The 17,448-nt window shown below is 70.5% G+C and carries 20 protein-coding genes; 17 read left to right on the top strand and 3 right to left on the bottom strand.

Features of this window, described 5'->3' with window-relative positions; all coding sequences use genetic code 11:
- The first annotated feature begins 106 nt into the window (after positions 1-106).
- The 5 genes from ahcY (at position 107) to Q0309_RS07440 (ending at position 4,701) form a co-directional block, all read left to right on the top strand.
- Complete coding sequence (ahcY, locus tag Q0309_RS07460) at positions 107-1,399, top strand: adenosylhomocysteinase (RefSeq protein ID WP_299439084.1); 1,293 nt, start codon at positions 107-109, stop codon at positions 1,397-1,399.
- A 159-nt stretch (positions 1,400-1,558) separates the two neighbouring features.
- Positions 1,559-2,002 (top strand): DUF411 domain-containing protein, encoded by a 444-nt coding sequence (locus Q0309_RS07455; RefSeq protein WP_299439081.1) that lies wholly within the window; start codon positions 1,559-1,561, stop codon positions 2,000-2,002.
- Between the two features lie 207 nt (positions 2,003-2,209).
- Positions 2,210-2,533, top strand: a complete 324-nt coding sequence (locus tag Q0309_RS07450; protein ID WP_299439079.1) for a hypothetical protein — start codon at positions 2,210-2,212, stop codon at positions 2,531-2,533.
- Entirely contained in the window at positions 2,530-2,997 is a 468-nt protein-coding gene (locus Q0309_RS07445; protein ID WP_299439077.1) for a hypothetical protein, read from the top strand. Before Q0309_RS07450 ends, Q0309_RS07445 begins: the two co-directional genes overlap by 4 nt.
- Before the next feature lie 210 nt (positions 2,998-3,207).
- Complete coding sequence (locus Q0309_RS07440) at positions 3,208-4,701, top strand: cobyric acid synthase (protein WP_299439239.1); 1,494 nt, start codon at positions 3,208-3,210, stop codon at positions 4,699-4,701.
- 26 nt (positions 4,702-4,727) lie between these two features.
- Here Q0309_RS07440 and Q0309_RS07435 read toward each other — a convergent pair whose 3' ends face one another.
- Positions 4,728-5,192 (bottom strand): PaaI family thioesterase, encoded by a 465-nt coding sequence (locus Q0309_RS07435; RefSeq protein ID WP_299439075.1) that lies wholly within the window; start codon positions 5,190-5,192, stop codon positions 4,728-4,730.
- Between Q0309_RS07435 and Q0309_RS07430 the strand changes: the two genes are divergently transcribed.
- From Q0309_RS07430 to Q0309_RS07390, 9 genes are all read left to right on the top strand, one after another.
- Entirely contained in the window at positions 5,112-5,864 is a 753-nt protein-coding gene (locus Q0309_RS07430) for a TetR/AcrR family transcriptional regulator (protein ID WP_299439073.1), read from the top strand. The genes Q0309_RS07435 and Q0309_RS07430 overlap by 81 nt on opposite strands.
- Before the next feature lie 93 nt (positions 5,865-5,957).
- Positions 5,958-6,296, top strand: a complete 339-nt coding sequence (locus tag Q0309_RS07425) for an NADH:ubiquinone oxidoreductase subunit NDUFA12 (protein WP_299439071.1) — start codon at positions 5,958-5,960, stop codon at positions 6,294-6,296.
- A 25-nt stretch (positions 6,297-6,321) separates the two neighbouring features.
- Positions 6,322-6,819, top strand: coding sequence for an MlaD family protein (locus Q0309_RS07420; RefSeq protein WP_299439069.1), 498 nt, complete (start codon positions 6,322-6,324; stop codon positions 6,817-6,819).
- Between the two features lie 70 nt (positions 6,820-6,889).
- Complete coding sequence (gene mlaD / locus Q0309_RS07415) at positions 6,890-7,351, top strand: outer membrane lipid asymmetry maintenance protein MlaD (protein ID WP_299439067.1); 462 nt, start codon at positions 6,890-6,892, stop codon at positions 7,349-7,351.
- A 39-nt stretch (positions 7,352-7,390) separates the two neighbouring features.
- Entirely contained in the window at positions 7,391-7,996 is a 606-nt protein-coding gene (locus Q0309_RS07410) for a hypothetical protein (protein WP_299439065.1), read from the top strand.
- 115 nt (positions 7,997-8,111) lie between these two features.
- A complete protein-coding gene (locus Q0309_RS07405) occupies positions 8,112-8,591 on the top strand; it encodes a type II toxin-antitoxin system RatA family toxin (protein ID WP_299439063.1) in 480 nt (159 codons plus the stop codon).
- Positions 8,588-9,367 (top strand): class I SAM-dependent methyltransferase, encoded by a 780-nt coding sequence (locus tag Q0309_RS07400; RefSeq protein ID WP_299439061.1) that lies wholly within the window; start codon positions 8,588-8,590, stop codon positions 9,365-9,367. The genes Q0309_RS07405 and Q0309_RS07400 overlap by 4 nt, the downstream gene beginning before the upstream one ends.
- Complete coding sequence (menA, locus tag Q0309_RS07395; protein ID WP_299439059.1) at positions 9,364-10,299, top strand: 1,4-dihydroxy-2-naphthoate octaprenyltransferase; 936 nt, start codon at positions 9,364-9,366, stop codon at positions 10,297-10,299. Before Q0309_RS07400 ends, menA begins: the two co-directional genes overlap by 4 nt.
- 39 nt (positions 10,300-10,338) lie before the next feature.
- Positions 10,339-11,223 (top strand): bile acid:sodium symporter family protein, encoded by an 885-nt coding sequence (locus tag Q0309_RS07390; RefSeq protein WP_299439057.1) that lies wholly within the window; start codon positions 10,339-10,341, stop codon positions 11,221-11,223.
- On the opposite strand, the gene Q0309_RS07385 is transcribed toward Q0309_RS07390, so the two are convergent.
- On the bottom strand, positions 11,213-11,827 hold the full coding sequence (locus tag Q0309_RS07385; RefSeq protein WP_299439055.1) for a gamma-glutamylcyclotransferase: 615 nt from the start codon (positions 11,825-11,827) through the stop codon (positions 11,213-11,215). The genes Q0309_RS07390 and Q0309_RS07385 overlap by 11 nt on opposite strands.
- A gap of 381 nt (positions 11,828-12,208) precedes the next feature.
- On the opposite strand from Q0309_RS07385, the gene Q0309_RS07380 reads away from it, so the two are divergent.
- On the top strand, positions 12,209-13,327 hold the full coding sequence (locus tag Q0309_RS07380) for a DUF2125 domain-containing protein (protein ID WP_299439053.1): 1,119 nt from the start codon (positions 12,209-12,211) through the stop codon (positions 13,325-13,327).
- Positions 13,328-13,369: 42 nt separating this feature from the next.
- Here the strand turns inward: Q0309_RS07380 and nth are convergent, their stop codons facing one another.
- Positions 13,370-14,017 (bottom strand): endonuclease III, encoded by a 648-nt coding sequence (gene nth, locus Q0309_RS07375; RefSeq protein WP_299439237.1) that lies wholly within the window; start codon positions 14,015-14,017, stop codon positions 13,370-13,372.
- Positions 14,018-14,254: 237 nt separating this feature from the next.
- Here nth and Q0309_RS07370 point away from each other — a divergent pair, with 237 nt between their 5' ends.
- Together Q0309_RS07370 and hrpB are read left to right on the top strand one after the other, a co-directional pair.
- The gene (locus Q0309_RS07370; protein WP_299439051.1) at positions 14,255-14,668 is read left to right on the top strand and encodes a hypothetical protein; all 414 of its coding nucleotides are present in this window, start codon (positions 14,255-14,257) and stop codon (positions 14,666-14,668) included.
- Positions 14,669-14,741: 73 nt separating this feature from the next.
- A complete protein-coding gene (gene hrpB / locus Q0309_RS07365) occupies positions 14,742-17,231 on the top strand; it encodes an ATP-dependent helicase HrpB (protein WP_299439049.1) in 2,490 nt (829 codons plus the stop codon).
- Positions 17,232-17,448: the final 217 nt, after the last annotated feature.

Below are 17,448 nucleotides of genomic sequence, written 5' to 3'. Positions count from 1 at the left end.
CGTCCTTGATAACCATATAAAGATATCTTTATATTCCGATCCAACCGGCCCGGGCTGCGGTCCGGCGTGCCGTTCTGTCCTCCTCATCCCGTAACCGGAGACCCCGATGACGTTCACCGACTACAAGGTCAAGGACCTCGAACTGGCCGCCTGGGGCCGCAAGGAAATCAATATCGCCGAGACCGAGATGCCCGGCCTGATGGCCACGCGCGAGGAATACGGCCCGTCCAAGCCGCTGAAGGGGGCCCGCATCGCCGGCTGTCTGCACATGACCATCCAGACGGCGGTGCTGATCGAGACCCTGACCGCGCTCGGCGCCGAGGTGCGCTGGTCCTCGTGCAACATCTTCTCCACCCAGGACCACGCCGCCGCCGCCATCGCCGCCGCCGGCATCCCCGTGTTCGCCTGGAAGGGCATGAACGAAGAGGAGTTCTGGTGGGCCATCGACCAGACCATCTTCGGCCCCGACGACTGGCGCCCGAACATGATCCTGGATGACGGCGGCGACCTGACGCTGGTCATGCACGAGAAGTACGCCGATCTGATGAAAGACGTGAAGGGCATCTCGGAAGAGACCACCACCGGTGTGCACCGTCTCTATGAGATGGCCAAGAAGGGCACGCTGCTGGCCCCCGCCATCAACGTCAACGACAGCGTCACCAAGTCCAAGTTCGACAACAAGTACGGCTGCCGCGAGAGCTTGGTGGACGGCGTGCGCCGCGCCACCGACGTCATGATGGCCGGCAAGATCGCGGTCGTGGCCGGCTTCGGCGACGTCGGCAAGGGCTCGGCCGAATCGCTGCGCAACGCCGGCTGCCGCGTCGTCGTCACCGAGGCGGACCCCATCTGCGCCCTGCAGGCGGCCATGGAGGGCTACGAGGTCACCACCATGGACAAGGCCGCCCCGCGCGGCGACATCTTCGTGACCGCGACCGGCAACATCGACGTCATCACCATCGATCACATGCGGGCGATGAAGGACCGGGCCATCGTCTGCAACATCGGTCACTTCGACAACGAGATCCAGGTCGAGGCTCTGCGCAACTGCAAGTGGGACAACATCAAGCCGCAGGTCGACGAGATCGAGTTCCCCGACGGCAAGCGCATCATCCTGCTGGCCGAGGGCCGGCTGGTGAACCTGGGCTGTGCGACCGGCCATCCCAGCTTCGTCATGAGCGCCTCCTTCACCAACCAGGTGCTGGCGCAGATCGAACTGTGGAACCACGCCGACAAGTACGAGCGGCAGGTCTACGTGCTGCCCAAGCACCTCGACGAGAAGGTGGCCACCCTGCATCTGCGAAAACTCGACGTGGACCTGGAGGTGCTGTCGCCGGAGCAGGCGGCCTATATCGGCGTGACCCCGCAGGGGCCGTTCAAGCCGGATACGTACCGGTACTAGGAATCATTCGGGGGCGCGCGCAAGGGTGCGTGAAGGTCCCGAACGCGTCTTGACAGGACCGGAGCCGGGATGTCTATTCCGGCTCCGGTTTGATTTTGAGGCCCTGCCGGCCGGACTCCGTGGCCGGCGCGGCCGTCGTCCTGTCAGGGAGACTCGTCCATGCGCATCACCGCCGTTGCCTTCGCCGCCGGCCTGTTGCTCGGCCCCGGAATCGTCCTGGCCGAGTCCCATCAGCCTGTCGTGACCGTCCACAAGTCACCCACCTGCGGGTGTTGTGGCAACTGGGCAGAGCACATGCGGGACAACGGGTTCACGGTGGTCGAGAAGGACACCGAGGGGATGCCCCAGGTGAAGGCGCTGGCCGGCGTGCCGGGCGACCTCGCGTCCTGTCACACGGCGGTCGTCGATGGCTACATCATCGAGGGCCATGTGCCGGCCGCCGACGTGCGGCGCCTGCTCAACGAGGCCCCCGACGCCGCCGGCTTGGCCGTGCCGGGGATGCCGCCCAGCTCGCCGGGCATGGACGTGCCGGGCTACGACACGCCTTACGAGACCCTGCTGTTCACCGACGATGGGCAGACTAAGGTGTTTTCGCGGCACTGATACCTCCCAAAATCGGACCTTTCTTCTTTCGGGACCGGCGTCGGCATTGCCCAGTCGTCCCATTTGATGCGCCGCTGGTGTCGCGCGGCGGAAAAGCAATCGACTCCGGGGCGGCTCCGGGGTATGCCCGACCGCGAAACAGCGTTGTGTCTCGCTACACCGAGAACTACAGTGCCTGTCGCCTGCATGCTGCCAAAGGAAATGCTCGTGCCGGACATGGACTCCCTTCAGAAATTGATCCGGTCGGTGGCCGCCGAACGGCTTGAGGGCGTCGACGTTCTTGAAACCCAGGTGGAGCGGGCGGCGGGCGAGGATGGGGATCCGATCCTGCTGGTCAATGTCATTTACGATGATGCCAAGGGGCGCCCCCCTGTGGCAGTGACCATCCCGTTCCTGCGCCATCTTGTGACGGCGTTGACCGAGGAGGCCGACGAAGAGGCGTTTCCCGTCGTCTCCTACGTCGCGGTGTCGGAAGTGTCGCAGCTTGACCCCGATCCCGATCAGGAGGGGACAGAGGATGCGGGGCTATGAATCCGGACGATTTCATTGCCGCCGCGCGCGAGCTTGTTCCGCAGGGCAAGGGCAGCCCGAGACAAGTGTTCTTACGGCGGGCCGTGAGCACGATCTACTATGCCTTGTTTCATTGTCTTGCTCGGAACGCCGCCGACCTTCTGGTCGGCGGTCCCGGTGCCGTGAAGCATGGCGCCGCATGGACCAGAGCCTACCGGGCGCTGGATCACGGCCGGGCGAAAAACATCCATAAAGAACCTGCAATCCGCCTGTTGCCAACGGATATTCAAGACTTCGCCTTAAATTTGGCCGACTTTCAGCAGAAGCGCCATGCTGCTGATTATGATCCAAGCAAGCGTTTCATCAAAGCGAGTGTTCTTCAGGATATTGATGCTGCCGAAGACCTCATCCGTCGGTTCAATTCCGCGTCGGTGATGGATCGCCGAGCCTTCGTGGCATTCGTTTGTTTTCCGCAAAGGCAATAGCCAGCAGTGATGGTTGGTGCATACCGCGCCGCCGCTCCCCCCATTGATCCGTCCCCGCCGATCCGGCATGGTCCGCCGCTCGTTCCCGCCGACCGCACGGACATCATGACCGAGACCACGCCGCGCCCTCTTCCCAAGGTTCCCGAGATTCCCGCCGACCTGCCCATCCCGCAGCCGCCGCCCGGGGCGACCAAGCGGGCCAAGGCGCTTATGATCCAGGGCACCAGTTCGGACGTGGGCAAGAGCCTGCTGGTGGCCGGGCTGTGCCGCGCGTATCAGCGGCGCGGGCTGGCCGTGCGCCCGTTCAAGGCGCAGAACATGAGCAACAACGCCGCCGTGGCGGTCGACAGCGACGCGCCGCCCAACCCGGACGGCACGTATCCGCACGGTGAGATCGGCCGCGCCCAGGCCCTTCAGGCGCGCGCCTGTAAGGTGGCGCCGTCGATCGACATGAACCCGGTGCTGCTGAAGCCGCAAACCGAGATCGGCGCCCAGGTGGTGCTGCGCGGCCGGGTGCTGGGCAACTGCCCGGCCCGGGTCTATCACCAGATGCGCCATGCCCTGATGCCGGCCGTGCTTGGGAGTCTCGAAAAGCTGCGCGCCGACGCCGACCTGATCATCGTCGAGGGCGCGGGCTCCGGCGCCGAGGTGTACCTGCGCGACTCCGACATCACCAACATGCGGCTGGCCGAAATGGCCGACCTGCCGGTGGTGTTCCTGTCCGACATCGACCGGGGCGGCACCATGGGCGCGTTGGTCGGCACCCACGCCCTGCTGCGGCCGGAGGACAATGCGCGCGTGCGCGGGTATCTGATCAACAAGTTCCGGGGCGACTTCACCATCTTCGAACCCGCCTGCGAGACCATCACCGAGCGCACAGGCTGGCCTTTTCTGGGTGTGGTGCGCTGGTTCGAGAACGGATCGCGCCTGCCGGCCGAGGATTCGCTGGCGCTGGAACGCCCGGCCGAGCCCGGCGCCGGCGATCTGCGCATCGCCGTGCCGCGCCTGTCGCGCATCGCCAACTTCGACGACATCGACCCGCTGGCCGCCGAGCCCGGGGTGTCCGTCTCCTGGGTGCAGCCGGGCTCGCCCATTCCAAAGGACACCGACGTGGTGATCCTGCCCGGGTCGAAGGCGACGCGCAGCGATCTGGACGTGATGCGCCGCGAGGGCTGGGACATCGACATCCTGGCCCACGCGAGGCAGGGCGGCCAGGTGGTGGGCCTGTGCGCCGGCTTCCAGATGCTGGGGCGGGTGGTGCGGGATCCGCAAGGCCTGGAGGGACCGGCGGGCGAAACGCCGGGGCTCGGCCTGCTGGACATCGAAACCGAGATCGGCGGCGACAAGCGCCTCATCGATCTGGCCATGCATGACGCCGTCAGCGGCTGCCCGGTCAGCGGTTACGAGATGCACATGGGCCGCACCACCGGCCCCGGACTGGCACGGCCGTGGCTACGGCTGAGCGAGACGCCGAACGGCCCGGTGCGGGACGAGGGCGCGGTGTCCGCCGACGGCTGCGCCATGGGCGCCTATGTGCACGGGCTGTTCGGCGGCGATGCCTTCCGCGCCCACTGGCTGGCCCGCATGGGCGGCGAGGCGGTGCGGCTGAACTACGAACGCCGCGTCGAGGAAACCCTCGACGAGCTCGCCGCCCACGTCGAGGCCAACCTGGACCTGGACGCGCTGTTGGCGCTGGCGATGTAGGCGGCACCCGCTTCGCTCGTGGGGGCTTACCCCTCTCCCCCCACACGCATCATGGTCGCCTGCATCAGGGCGACGGCTTTTTCGGCGCCGTCGTTCGCCTGGGCGGTCACGGTGGACTGCACCACCACGATCTGCCGCCCGGCGCGCAGCACCTGCCCCCGCGCGTAAAACCGCGCCCCCACGGCCGGGGCCAGCAGGTTGTGCTTGAACTCGATGCTGAGCACGTTGCTGTCCGCCGGCATGAGGGTATAGGCGGCATACCCGGCGGCGCTGTCGGCCAGGGCGGCAGTGACGCCGGCGTGCAGGAACCCGTTCTGCTGGGTCAGGTCGGCCCGGTACGGCATCTCCAGCGTGACCGCCCCAGGCGCCACGTCGGCCACACTGACCCCTAGCGTGGTCATGAACGCCTGTTGCGCGAAACTGTCGCGGATGCGCTGGACAAAATTGGGGCATCCGGGCGAGAAGGTGGGGGCCGGGGCGGGCTCGGTCATCGGCTGGGGTCCTCGGCTGCGGCGGAAGAATTATACGCCAGCGTATGGAACGGCGCTCGGGCCGTCAAGGCGCGGCGCGAGTCGGGAGACGGGCTCCTGCGGGAAGCGAAGACACAGCGCAACGCGTGGCTGGAGGCGGCGTTCGCCATGCTGGCGGAGGGCGGCGTCGACCATGTCCGCGTCGAGCCGCTGGCGCGGCGCCTGCGCGTGACCAAGGGCGGGTTCTACTGGCATTTCAAGGACCGGGCGGAGCTGTTGGCGACGATGCTCGGGCACTGGCGCGACGGCCGCGTGGCGGTGATCGCCCGCCATGTGATGCCGGAGGCGGGCGAGGACGCCGAGGCGGTGCTGCGGCGGCTGTTGGCGCGCTACCTCGACCACCCGAATCCGCGCGGCGTGGCCATCGAGATGGCGGTGCGCGACTGGGCGCGCCACGACGCGACCGCCGCCGCGGCGGTGGCCGAGGTCGACCGCGCGCGCCTGGCCCACGTCGCCCCCCTGTTCGAGGCGCTCGGGGCGACGGCGGGCGAGGCGCGGGCGCGGGCGCGCCTGTTCTATGCCTATGTGTTCGGCCAGAACCTGCTGACCCCAGGCCACGACGACCCGGCCGAGGCCGCGCGCGTCTCGGAGCGGATCACGACCATCCTGCTCGGCCGCCGGGGCATGGCGTGACGGCGCACGCTGACGATGCCTCTTCCCACCTCGCGCCATCCGGGCTACGGTCTGCGGCGTGACGACTTGGCTTGCACAGCGGACGGACCCACCATGCCCCTTGGCTTTTCTTTGAAAGGACGCCGCGTCGGCGCGGACCAGTTCGGTAACGTCTATTTCCAGGAACGCGGCCGGCCGAAGTACCGGCGCCCGAAACGCTGGGTGGTCTACAAGGGCAGCCCGGAGCCGTCGAAGGTGCCAGCCGAATGGCACGCCTGGCTGCACCACACCGTCGAGGCGCCGCTGGAGACCGTGGCCCGGCCCTGGGTCAAAGAGCATGTGCCCAACCTGTCGGGCACGCCGGAGGCCTACGTGCCCTCGGGCGACGAGCGACGCGGCGGTCAGCGGCGCCCGGCCACCGGCGACTACGAGGCGTGGACGCCCGGCGGCTGAACGGAAAAGGACGGGAGAGGCATTCGTGACCACCGAGGCCAGACGCGAGATGATGGTCGGCATGGCCGTCCTGGCGGCGGCGGCCCTGGTGTTCGCCTACAGCTCGTCGGGGATCGGCGACCGCGCCGGCGGACCGCTCGGCGCCGACGGCTCCTATGAACTGACGGCCCGGTTCGGCCAGGCCGACGGGATCGCCCCGGGCACCCCGGTGCGCCTGGCCGGGATGCCGGTGGGCGAGGTGGTCGGCATGGACCTGGACCCCTACTACCGCGCCGTGGTGACCTTCCGGATCGCGGATACCGTCGAACTGCCGATCGACTCCGCCGCCATGATCAACACCGACGGCCTGATGGGCGGCAAGTTCGTCGAACTGGAACCCGGCGGCGCGCTGGACACGCTGGCGCCCGGCGACAGCTTTGACTACACGCAGGATTCGGTGATCATCGAGGACCTGCTGGCCAAGATCGTGGCCCGCGCCAAGCAGGAACGCGGCCTGGACCCGTCCGAGCCGGTCGGGTATTGAGGCCGGAACGGGGCGGCGGCTCGGGCAACACGCTGGGGCCACGGGGCAAGACGCAAAGGACGCACCGACCATGACCCGCAATCCCCTCGAAACCATCATGGGGGCGTTGGTTCTGCTGGTCGCCGCCGTGTTCCTGGTGTTCGCCTACACCACGGCTGACCTGCGCCAGGTCAAGGGATATCCGATCCACGCCAGCTTCACCAAGGTCGGCGGGCTGTCGGTCGGCGGCGAGGTGCGGCTGGCGGGCATCCAGGTGGGATCGGTGACGGGCCAGCGCCTGGATCAGGAGACATTCGAGGCGGTGGTCGATATGACCGTGCTCGAAAGTGTGCAACTCCCCAGCGACACGCGCGCCGTCATCACCAGCGACGGGCTGCTGGGCGGCAGCTACGTCAAGCTGGTCCCGGGATCGTCGGACGAGATGCTGGCCGCCGGGGACTCCCTGGCCCGCACGCAGGACTACCAGTCCCTGGAGGATCTGGTGGGCGAGATCATCTTCCTGGCCACCCAGCCGGCCGGGTCCGGCGGATAGCGGCCGGTTCCGGCGCGCGGACAAGCGGGGGGGGAACCCATGCGCCAACTGCTTCGTGTCGTGGCGCTGGCGCTCGCGGCGGCGGCGGGCGCGCCCACCCCGGCGTTGGCCCAGTCGCCGGACAGCGCGCTGCCCTATGGCGGCGCCGAGATGCTTCGCTTCCAGGCGCCGGCGGGCTGGGGCGTGGTGCACACGGATGAGGGCGAGGCCCTGCGCGTGCTGCACATGATGCCCGAGGGCCAGCAGCCGGGCGACTGGCGCGACATGATCACCGTCCAGGTGCTGAAGACGACCGCGCCGCCGACGCTGGCGGCGCTGCACGCCCGGGCCGTCGCCTCCTACGAGGCCGATTGCGAGCAGAAGCTGGGCGGCGCCCCGCAGTACGGCGACACCAACGGATTCGAAACCGCCTTCTGGACTCTGGGGTGCAGCCGCAACCGGCGCACCGGCCATGGGGAAACGGCGTTCTTCAAGGCCGTGCGCGGGCTGGAGGGGGTCTACGTCATGCAACGCGCTTGGCGCGTGGCACCGTTCGACCCGGCGGCCGGTCCCGGTATCTCGCCAGAGGACCAGCGCCTCGCGGTCAGCGTGTTGCAGGGGGCGACGGTGTGCATCCCCGACAGCCGCGCCCACCCCTGCCCGTGATCCCACCGGCACCCGGAGGATCACCGGGCGCCCGCACCGCGCCTTGACCCGCGCCCGGCGGCAGACTAACCAGGGGGCCATTCGACCCTGTCGCCCAGGACGGCCCGTTCGATCCATGCCCACCCTGACCCTCCAGCGCGATCTGCCCTTTCCCCGCCCGGCAGTGTACCGGGCCATCGCCGACATCGCGCGCTATCCGGAGTTCATGCCGGGCTTCAAGCACGTGCGGACCGAAGGATGGGATGGCGATGCGCTGCGGGTGCGTCAGACCGTCGGCGCCGGCGGGATCACGACCACCTTCCTGAGTCGGGCCACGTTCGCGCCGCCGGAGCGGATCGACATCGTCTCCCACGACCCGCCGTTTCGCGAACTGCGCCAGACGTGGCGGTTCGAGGATCGCGACGGCGGCCGCACCCGCCTTCATCTGGTGGCTGAATACGCCCTGGCGGACCGTTTGGCGGGCGCCGTCTTCAACCGGGTGTTCCCCGGCCTGCTGCGCGCCGGCATGACCGCCGTCGGGCGGCGGGTGGCCAAACTGCGGCGTCAGGGCGCCCCCGAGGACATGGCCCTCATTCCGGAAAGGGAGAGCACTTGACCGCATCCGGGCCCCCTCCCGTCGACGGCGCGCCGGCGGCGGACGCTCACCAGGCGCCGTCCCGACGCGCGGCCGAGGACCATCCTCAGGAGCCCCGCCGCATCCGCGCCATGTTCGACGTGGTCGCGCCCCGCTATGACCTGCTCAACGACCTGATGAGCGGCGGCGTCCACCGCCTGTGGAAGCGCCGCCTGCGGCGCATGGCCGGGCGTCCGCGCGGGCGCGGCTTGGCGCTCGACCTGGCCGGCGGCACTGGGGACATCGCCGCCCAGTTGGCCGCCGGTGGGTGGGCCGTGGTCGTCTGCGACCCCTCGGAAGGGATGATGGCCAAGGGCCGGGACCGCCGCGCCGGGCCGCGTATGCGATGGGTCGGAGGCGATGCCGAGTCCCTGCCGTTCGCGGACGGGACCTTTGATCTGGTGACCATCGGCTTCGGGCTGCGCAACGTCCTCGACCGGGAGCGGGCGCTGGCCGAGATGGCGCGCGTGCTGGCGCCCGGCGGCCGGATGCTGTGCCTGGAATTCTCGCGCCCGGCGCCGCTGATCGCGCCGGCTTACGGGCTTTGGCAGACGCACGGGATTCCGCGCCTGGGCGCGGCGGTGTCCGGCCAGCCGGAGGCCTATCGCTATCTCGTGGACTCGATTCGCGCCTTCCCCGACCAGACGACCCTGGTCGCCTGGATGCAGCGCGCGGGATTTGTCGACGTGTCCTATCGCAACCTCTTTTTCGGCATCGCCGCCATCCACGGTGGCACGCGGTCGGTGGAGGCGTCGTGAGCGACCGGCCCCCGCCCGAGATTGGCGACGCCCCAGCCGCCGCTCGTCCGTCCTGGCCGGTGGTGGTCTGGCACGCCATCCGGCCGCACACCCTGCCGCTGTCCCTGTCGCCGGTGGTGGCCGGGACGGTGCTGGCCTGGGTGGCGAGCGGCGTTGCCCGGCTTGATGTGTTCCTGGCGGCGGCGTTGTCGGCGCTGGCCATCCAGATCGGCACCAATCTGCACAACGATGCCGCCGATACCCTCAACCACACCGACGACGACAGCCGGCTGGGGCCGGTGCGGGTGACCGAGCGCGGCTGGATGACCGCCGGGCAGGTCATGCGGGCGGCGCACTTGGCGTTTGCCGTCTCGGTCCTGTGCGGTGCGTGGCTGGTGGTGCTGGGCGGCTGGCCGATCGCCGCCATCGGGCTGGTGTCGGTCCTGGCCGGGTATGCCTATTCGGCCGGACCGTGGCCGATCTCGCGCGGGCCGTGGGGCGAGCTGCTGGTGATCCTGTTCTTCGGCCTTATCGCCGTCGGCGGGGTGGTGTATCTGCACACGGGCACCGTCGGCTGGCCCGCGGTCGTGATGGGGCTGATCGTGGGGCTGCCAGCGGCGGCGGTCCTGGTGGTCAACAACACGCGCGACCGGGTGAGCGATGCCCGCGCCGGGCGGCGCACCCTGGCCATCCTGATCGGCCGGGCGCGCGCCGTGGACCTGCACGGCCTGTTGCTCGGGGCGGCCCTGTTGGGGCTGGGCGGGCTGGCGCTGCTGGCCCCCGCCTTCACCGGCGCCCTGCTCGGCCTGGTTTGCCTCCCCCTGGTCTGGAGGGTGTGGCGCGGCTTGCGGGACGCCGAGTCCTCGGCCGACTACAACGCGGCCCTGGCCCGGACCGGACGGGTGCAGGTGGCCATCGTGCTGACGAGTTCGATCGGGCTGCTGGCCTTCTAAGGCGGGCGGGCCGCCGATCGAGAGGGAGGGACGTCCGCGATGATTGAGATCCTGCTGCCGCTGGGGCTGGGATTCATCATGTTCTCGATCGGCCTGGGGCTGCGCGTGAACGACTTCACGCGCGTCATCCGGCAGCCTCTGGCGCTGGGTGCCGGACTGATCAACCAGCTCGTTCTGCTGCCGCTGGTCGGCGCCGGCTTGGTGCTGCTGTACGCTAACGAGCCGACCTATACGGCCGTGTTCGCGCTGGGCATCATGGCGCTGGCCGCCTGCCCGGGCGGCATCACCTCGAACCTGCTGACGGTGCTGGGTGGCGGCAGCGCGGCTCTGTCGGTGTCCATGACCGCCATTTCCAGTCTGGTCGGGATCATCAGCGTGCCGCTCATCCTGGGCCTGAGCCAGGGGCTGCTGCTGGGCGAGGCGGAGGCCGTGGCGCTCCCGCTCGGTCAGATCCTGGGCGGCGTGTTCGGCGTGACCGGCGTACCGATTGCCCTGGGGATGCTGCTCAACCATCTCTTCCCGCAGACCAGCGAGGCGGTGCGCCCGTCCTGCCGTGGCTTGGCCACGGGCATTTTCGCGGTCATCGTGATCGGCGCTTTCGTCGGCCAGCGCGAGACGATGGTGGCCCATTTCCTGGATATCGGACCGTACGTGCTGGCGCTGAACGTCGGCACCATGGCGCTGGGTCTGATCAGCGCGCGCCTGTTGCGGCTGGATCTGGCCGACACCGTGGCCATCGCCATGGAGGGCGGGTTGCAGAACGTGGCGCTGGCCATCTTCATCGCCACCACGCTGCTGGGACTGCCGGAGATGGTGGTGCCGGCGATCCTGTACGCGCTGATGATGAACCTGAGCGCCGCCGCGCTGATCGCCTGGTCGCGCGCCGTGGCGCGGCGCCGGGTCCGGGCGGGGCTTATGATTTAGGGGGAGCCCCGTCGACCCGATCCAGCAGGTCGTGCAGGTGGCCGTCGCGAATCCCCAGGTCGTCAAGGTGCGCGACCGCGTTGGCGAGGTAGTCCCGGGACGTGCCGCGCGGGCCGATGCCCTGGCGGATCAGGCGGATGCGTTCGGTCTGCGGCAAGTGTCCGGCATACTGGCGGTGGGCGGGATCGGCGACGAAGGTGTGGCACAACAGGCGCCGGCCGTCGTCCAGCGTGACCGGGACCCGGCGGGGAATGTAGGCATAGGTGATCATCTCGCGCTCGTGCAGATAGGCCCGCACGTCGGGCCAGTCCTCCGGCGCCACGCAATAGGCGATGCCCCGGCACGATCCGCGCCCGCGCAGGCCCAGCACCAGGCCCGGCTGGTCCGGCGTGCCGCGATAGCGCAGCGAAAGAATGCACATGTCGCGGTGATAGCCGCGCACCAGTGCCGGCCGGCGATCGCGGTGCGGGAAACCGGGATGCCACATCAGCGAGCCGTACCCGAACACCCAGCGCTCGCCGGGCTCCGGCTCATGGCCCCACGACGGCGGACCCGTCCGGCGGTCCGGGTCTGGCGGTGTCGGCGCTGGCCCGTCTTCGTCCATGGAGTCCCCTCCTTGCTCCCCGTTGGCGGCGGCCGATTCATGTCGGTCCCGTGACCGTGCAGGCGGACGGTGGCGCGGCGGGGGTGGCTTTGTCTATAGTTTAACCTGTCGCGTGGCATGGTCCCGGGGTGTCACGATCCGCCCTAACTGTTTGGTTTAGGGCAGATTCACGTGAACAATCTGAAACACGAGGTGATTCAGATTGTTCACGATCCGCCCTGTGTCCCTTGGTTCCGAGGTTCCGCCATGGCCCGTGCTCCGTCTCGCAAACCCGCCGCGAACACATCCGAGACGTCACAGGACGACGCCGCGCCATCCGCCCGCCCGCAGAAGAAGAAGGCAGGCGCGAGCCGCCCCCGCAAGAGGCGGGCGCGCCTGCGGATGCCATCGGCCGTGGGGTGGCTGGTGCTGGCCGCCCTGCTGGCCCTGGGGTACATCGGCTACTGGGCGTTCGTCGGCATGACGTTCCGGCAGGCGATCGCCGCCACCATCGCCGCCCAAAGCGCCCAGGGCCTGACCATCACGCACGGCCCGGCGAAGCTGGAGGGGTTTCCCCTGCGCATCAAGGCCATCCTGAGCGAGGTCTCGGCCGTGGCCGACCCGGCGCGCGGCGGCTGGACGTGGCGCACCGATCAAGTCGTCCTGTCGGTCTCGCCGATGCAGCCGCGCGTCACCCGCATCGAACTGGACAGCGCGCCGCACCGGATCACCCTTCCAGGCGGCCCGGTTTCGCGAACCCTGTTCGCGCGCGCCGACGAAGCGGCCATCGACGTGGCTGTTCGGGGCAGTGGCGTCGTGCAAGAGCTGACCGCCGACGTCTCGAACCTGCGGGTCGAGTCCGCCAGCGCCGGCGGCGTCTCGACGCTGGAGCGCCTGGCGTTCGACTATGCGCATTCGCCGCTCTGGGACCCGGGACCGCGTGATGTGACGGAAGAGGTGTCGCTAACACTGCGCAACCTTTCGCTCGCCCCGGACGCCGGCGTTCCGTTGGGATCGGTGATCGAGGAGGTGCGCGTCGAGGCCGTGGCCCTGGGGCCGATCCCCCACGACCGCTCGCTGGACCAAGCCCTGGCCGCGTGGCGCAAGCAGGACGGTCGGGTGCGTCTCGACCAGCTGTCGGTCGTGTGGCCGCCGTTGCGGCTGCAGGCGGCGGGATGGCTCGGCCTGGACGTGGCGTTGCAGCCGGAAGGCGCCCTGAACGCGCGCATCGAGGGGTTCACGGCGGCGATCGACTCGTTGCACGACCAACGCGTCTTGCGCGGGCGCGACGCGACGATGGCCAAGGTCCTGCTGGGCGGCATGGCGCGTCCCGGGCCGGACGGGATCCCGCGTCTGGAGGTGCCCCTGGTGGTGCGCGCTCAGGCCCTGTGGGCCGGCCCCGTGAAGGTGATGGCGCTGCCGCGAATGCCGTGGGGTCCGCCGCCCGGGTCGCTGGGCGCCGAGGGCGTCCGGCCGGGCTTCGAGATCGACCGCGAGGGCAAGATCCGGACGGAGCAGTAGGGCCGACGGCGCCGGGAATTGACCGTCCCACACGGCCCACCGTCACGGCGCGCCGGCCGCCACCGGCTTGTCGGGCCAGCCGCACAGGTCGGCGATCCCGCACCCCGCACAGCCCGGCTTGCGCGCCTTGCACACATAGCGGCCGTGCAGGATCAGCCAGTGGTGGGCGTGGCGGCGGTAAGCGTCGGGCGTGACCCCCTCCAACGCGTCCTCGACCGCGCCCACGGTCCGGCCCGGCGCCAGCCCGGTGCGGTTGGCGACGCGGAAGATGTGCGTGTCGACCGCGATGGTCGGCATCCCGAAGGCGACGTTCAGCACCACGTTGGCGGTCTTGCGCCCCACCCCGGGCAGCGCCTCCAGCGCGTCGCGGTCGGCCGGCACCTGCCCGCCGTGCTGCTCGACCAGGGCCTTTGACAAGGCGATGACGTTCTTGGCCTTGGAGTTGAACAGGCCGATGGTGCGGATGTGCGCCTTCAGCCCGTCCTCGCCCAGGGCGAGCATCTTGTCGGGCGTGTCGGCCACCGGGAACAGGGCGGCGGTGGCCTTGTTCACCCCCTTGTCGGTGGCCTGGGCCGACAGCACCACGGCCACCAGCAGAGTGTATGGATTGATGTAGTCCAACTCGCTGCGCGGCTCCGGCAACGCGGCGGCCAGGCGGGCGTACAGCGCCTCGACGGCCTCGGGCGGCAGCGGCGGCGCCGAGGGCGGCGGCGTTTCGGGCGAGGGTGGTGGCGCGTTCTCGATCGGGCTCATGGCCGCGCAGCCTACACCGCCGGCCGGCCGACGCAAAGCGGCGCGCCGGGACGTTGACGAGGGGCCGGCGCCGCCCCATCCTTGTGCCGCTTTGGCCCACCGTCGCCCCGACGCACGGTGGGCGGTGTTTCGGTAATCACGCCCGGGCCGCCGTCCGGGCGCAGGAGAGGATCGATGCGACGTCAAAACGAAAATCCGGCTTTCGATCCGGCGTACCTGGGCGCGTCCGGCCGCTATCCCAGCAAACACGTGGAGATCCTGTGGAACCGCGCCGACAATTTCCTGGTGCGCGATGTCGAGGTGGCCCTGGTCGCGCCCGGCACGGAGGAAGACCGCGACACATGGGACCGTTACATCGCCTGGCGCAAGCACTGGGCCGGCCACCTCGGCACCACCGACGAGGACTGGGTCGATCCGGGCGGCATGACCCCGACGCAGGTGTTCGGCACCCTGCTCAACAGCGGCTTCGTCGACACTCTGGAACTGCAGGTGGCGCTGCGCGAATTCTCGGCCATCGAGGAATGCGCATGGGCGCGGGAAATGCTGGAGGGCTTTCCGGTCGAGGAGGACGCGCCCGACTGGGCGTGACCGCGTCGCCGCCGGCCTCCCACCGCCGGGCCGCCGAGCCTCGAGCGTTTGCCCGTGACCGGCGCACCCGGCGATGACGCATCGCGACCTGCCCATTGAGGCCGCCCTACCCGACCTGCGGGCCGCCCTGGCCGACGGACCAAACGCCGTCCTCGTGGCGCCGCCGGGCGCCGGCAAGACGACGCGGGTGCCGCTGGCGCTGCTGGACGCGCCGTGGCTGGCCGGCCGGCGCCTCGTCATGCTGGAGCCGCGCCGCGTGGCCGCCCGCGCCGCCGCCCGTTTCATGGCCGAGTCCCTGGGCGAGGCCCTCGGCGGCACGGTCGGCTACCGCGTCCGGCTGGACAGCACCGTCGGGCCGCGCACCCGCATCGAGGTGGTGACCGAAGGCATTCTCACCCGCCAGATCCAGGAGGATCCGACGCTGGAGGGCGTCGGCGCTGTCATTCTCGATGAGGTCCACGAACGCTCACTGAATGGCGACCTGGCGCTGGCCCTGGCCCTGGACGCGCAGGAAGCCCTGCGCCCGGACCTGCGCCTGCTGGTGATGTCGGCGACGCTCGACGCCGCGCCGATCGCCGCCCTGATGGGCGACGCGCCGGTGATCGAAAGCGCCGGCCGGCTGCATCCGGTGACCGTGCATCACCACCCGGCGCCGGCGCCGGGCCTGGACGGCCTGACGACGGCGGTGCGCGACCGGGTGCGAGCCGTGCTGGCGGCGGAGGACGCGGGCGACGTGCTCGTCTTCCTGCCGGGGATGCGCGAGATCAGCCGTGTCGCGGCGGCCCTGGGCGATCCGCCGGGGGTGGCCGTCCTGCCCCTGCACGGCAGCCTGCCCGCCGAGCGCCAGGACGCCGCGCTACGCCCCGATCCCGCCGGCCAGCGCAAGGTGGTGCTGGCCACCACCATCGCCGAAACCAGCCTGACCATCGCGGGCGTGCGGGTGGTGGTGGACGCGGGGCTCGCCCGCGTGCCCCGGTTCGACCCGGGCAGCGGCCTGACCCGGCTGGAGACCGCGCGCATCTCCCAGGCGTCGGCCGACCAGCGCGCCGGCCGCGCCGGCCGGCTGGGACCGGGCGTGTGCCACCGGCTGTGGCCGAAAGCGGCGCACGGCGCCCTGGTGCCCTTCACCCCGCCCGAGATCAGCGAGGCCGATCTGGCGCCGCTGGCACTGGAGTTGGCCGTCTGGGGCGTGAGCGACCCGGCGGCGCTGCGCTGGCTGGACCCGCCGCCGGCCGGCGCCTGGGCGGCGGGGCGGGAGGTGTTGCGCGCGCTGGGGGCGCTGGACGCGGCCGGGAGCGCTACCCCGCACGGGCGGGCGCTGGCGCGGCTGCCGCTGCACCCCCGGCTGGCGCACATGGTGGCCGAGGGGCGGGCGCGCGGCCTGGGCGGGCTGGCGGCCGACATCGCCGCCCTGTTGTCGGAGCGCGACGTGCTCCCAGCCGGCCGCGGCGATGCGGACCTGCGCCACCGGCTCGACGCGCTGCGCGCCGGCGGGTCCGGCCCGGTGCGCGGCGTGAGGGAGGCAGGACGCCAGGTCCGCCGGCTGGCCGGGATCAAGGGCGACGACGGGCCGCCGGCCGAGACCGACGCGGGGGCCTTGCTGGCGCTGGCCTATCCCGACCGCATCGGCCGCGCTCGGGGCGACGGCGGGCGGTTCGTGCTGTCCGGCGGGCGCGGCGTCGTGCTGGACGCGGCCGATCCGCTGGCCTCGGCCGACTGGCTGGCGGTGGCGGACATCGCCGACCGCGCCGGGGCCGAGGGGCGGGTGCGGCTGGCCGCCCCGCTCGACTCGGACGACGTGACGGCCGGCCGGATCGCACCCCTGGAGACCCGCGACGTCATTGCCTGGGCGCCGCGCGAGCAGGCGGTGCTGGCCCGTCGCCGGGTCATGCTGGGGGCGTTGGTGGTCAAGGACGCGCCGCTGCCCGATCCCGATCCGGACGCCGTCACGGCGGCGCTGCTGGAGGGCGTGCGCGGCCTCGGCCTGGACGCGCTGCCCTGGACGCCGGGCGTGCGACGCTGGCGGGCGCGGGTCATGTTCCTGCGCCATGTGGACGGCCCCGGGGACGACGGCGGCGCCGGCTGGCCTGACCTGTCGGACGCCGCCCTGCTGGAGTCGCTGGAGGTGTGGCTGGCGCCGTTCGTGGGGGGGATGACGCGGCGCGCCCATCTGGACCGCGTGGACCTGATGGCGGCGCTGTCCAGCCTGCTGCCGTGGGACAAGGCCCGCGAGTTGGACGCCCGCGCCCCCACCCACTGGACCGTGCCGACGGGATCGCGGCTGGCGCTGGACTACGACGACCCGGAGGGACCGGCGCTGGACGTGCGCGTGCAGGAGCTGTTCGGGCTCGAGTCGCACCCCACCCTGGCCGGCGGCCGCGTGCCGGTGGTGCTGCGGCTGCTGTCGCCGGCGCGCCGGCCGCTGCAGATCACCCGCGACCTGCCCGGTTTCTGGCGCGGCGCCTGGGCCGAGGTGCGCAAGGAGATGAAGGGCCGCTACCCCAAGCACCCCTGGCCCGAGGACCCGCTGGCGGCGCCGGCGACGCGGGGGACGAACGGGTAGGGGGTGGTAAGGATTTCCGGAACTTCTGCGATCCGGACTTCCACGGTCCGCTCGTTTTTTTGTTTTGCGCATGCCAGGAGACATGATATCGTTGTAGCCAAATATGGCTTGGGCAATGCATATGACATCGCCCCGGTGATGATCTTGCAGACCTACTCCACTGATAACTCAGAATTATGTCGTCTATTATTGATGCGCTTGGCCACCGCGACATCGC

It is taken from the genome of uncultured Rhodospira sp. (genome assembly GCF_937138205.1).
Lineage (GTDB): Bacteria > Pseudomonadota > Alphaproteobacteria > Rhodospirillales > Rhodospirillaceae > Rhodospira.
The sequence above is the reverse complement of the archived record's forward strand: the minus strand, read 5'-3'. Positions and strand labels throughout refer to the sequence as shown.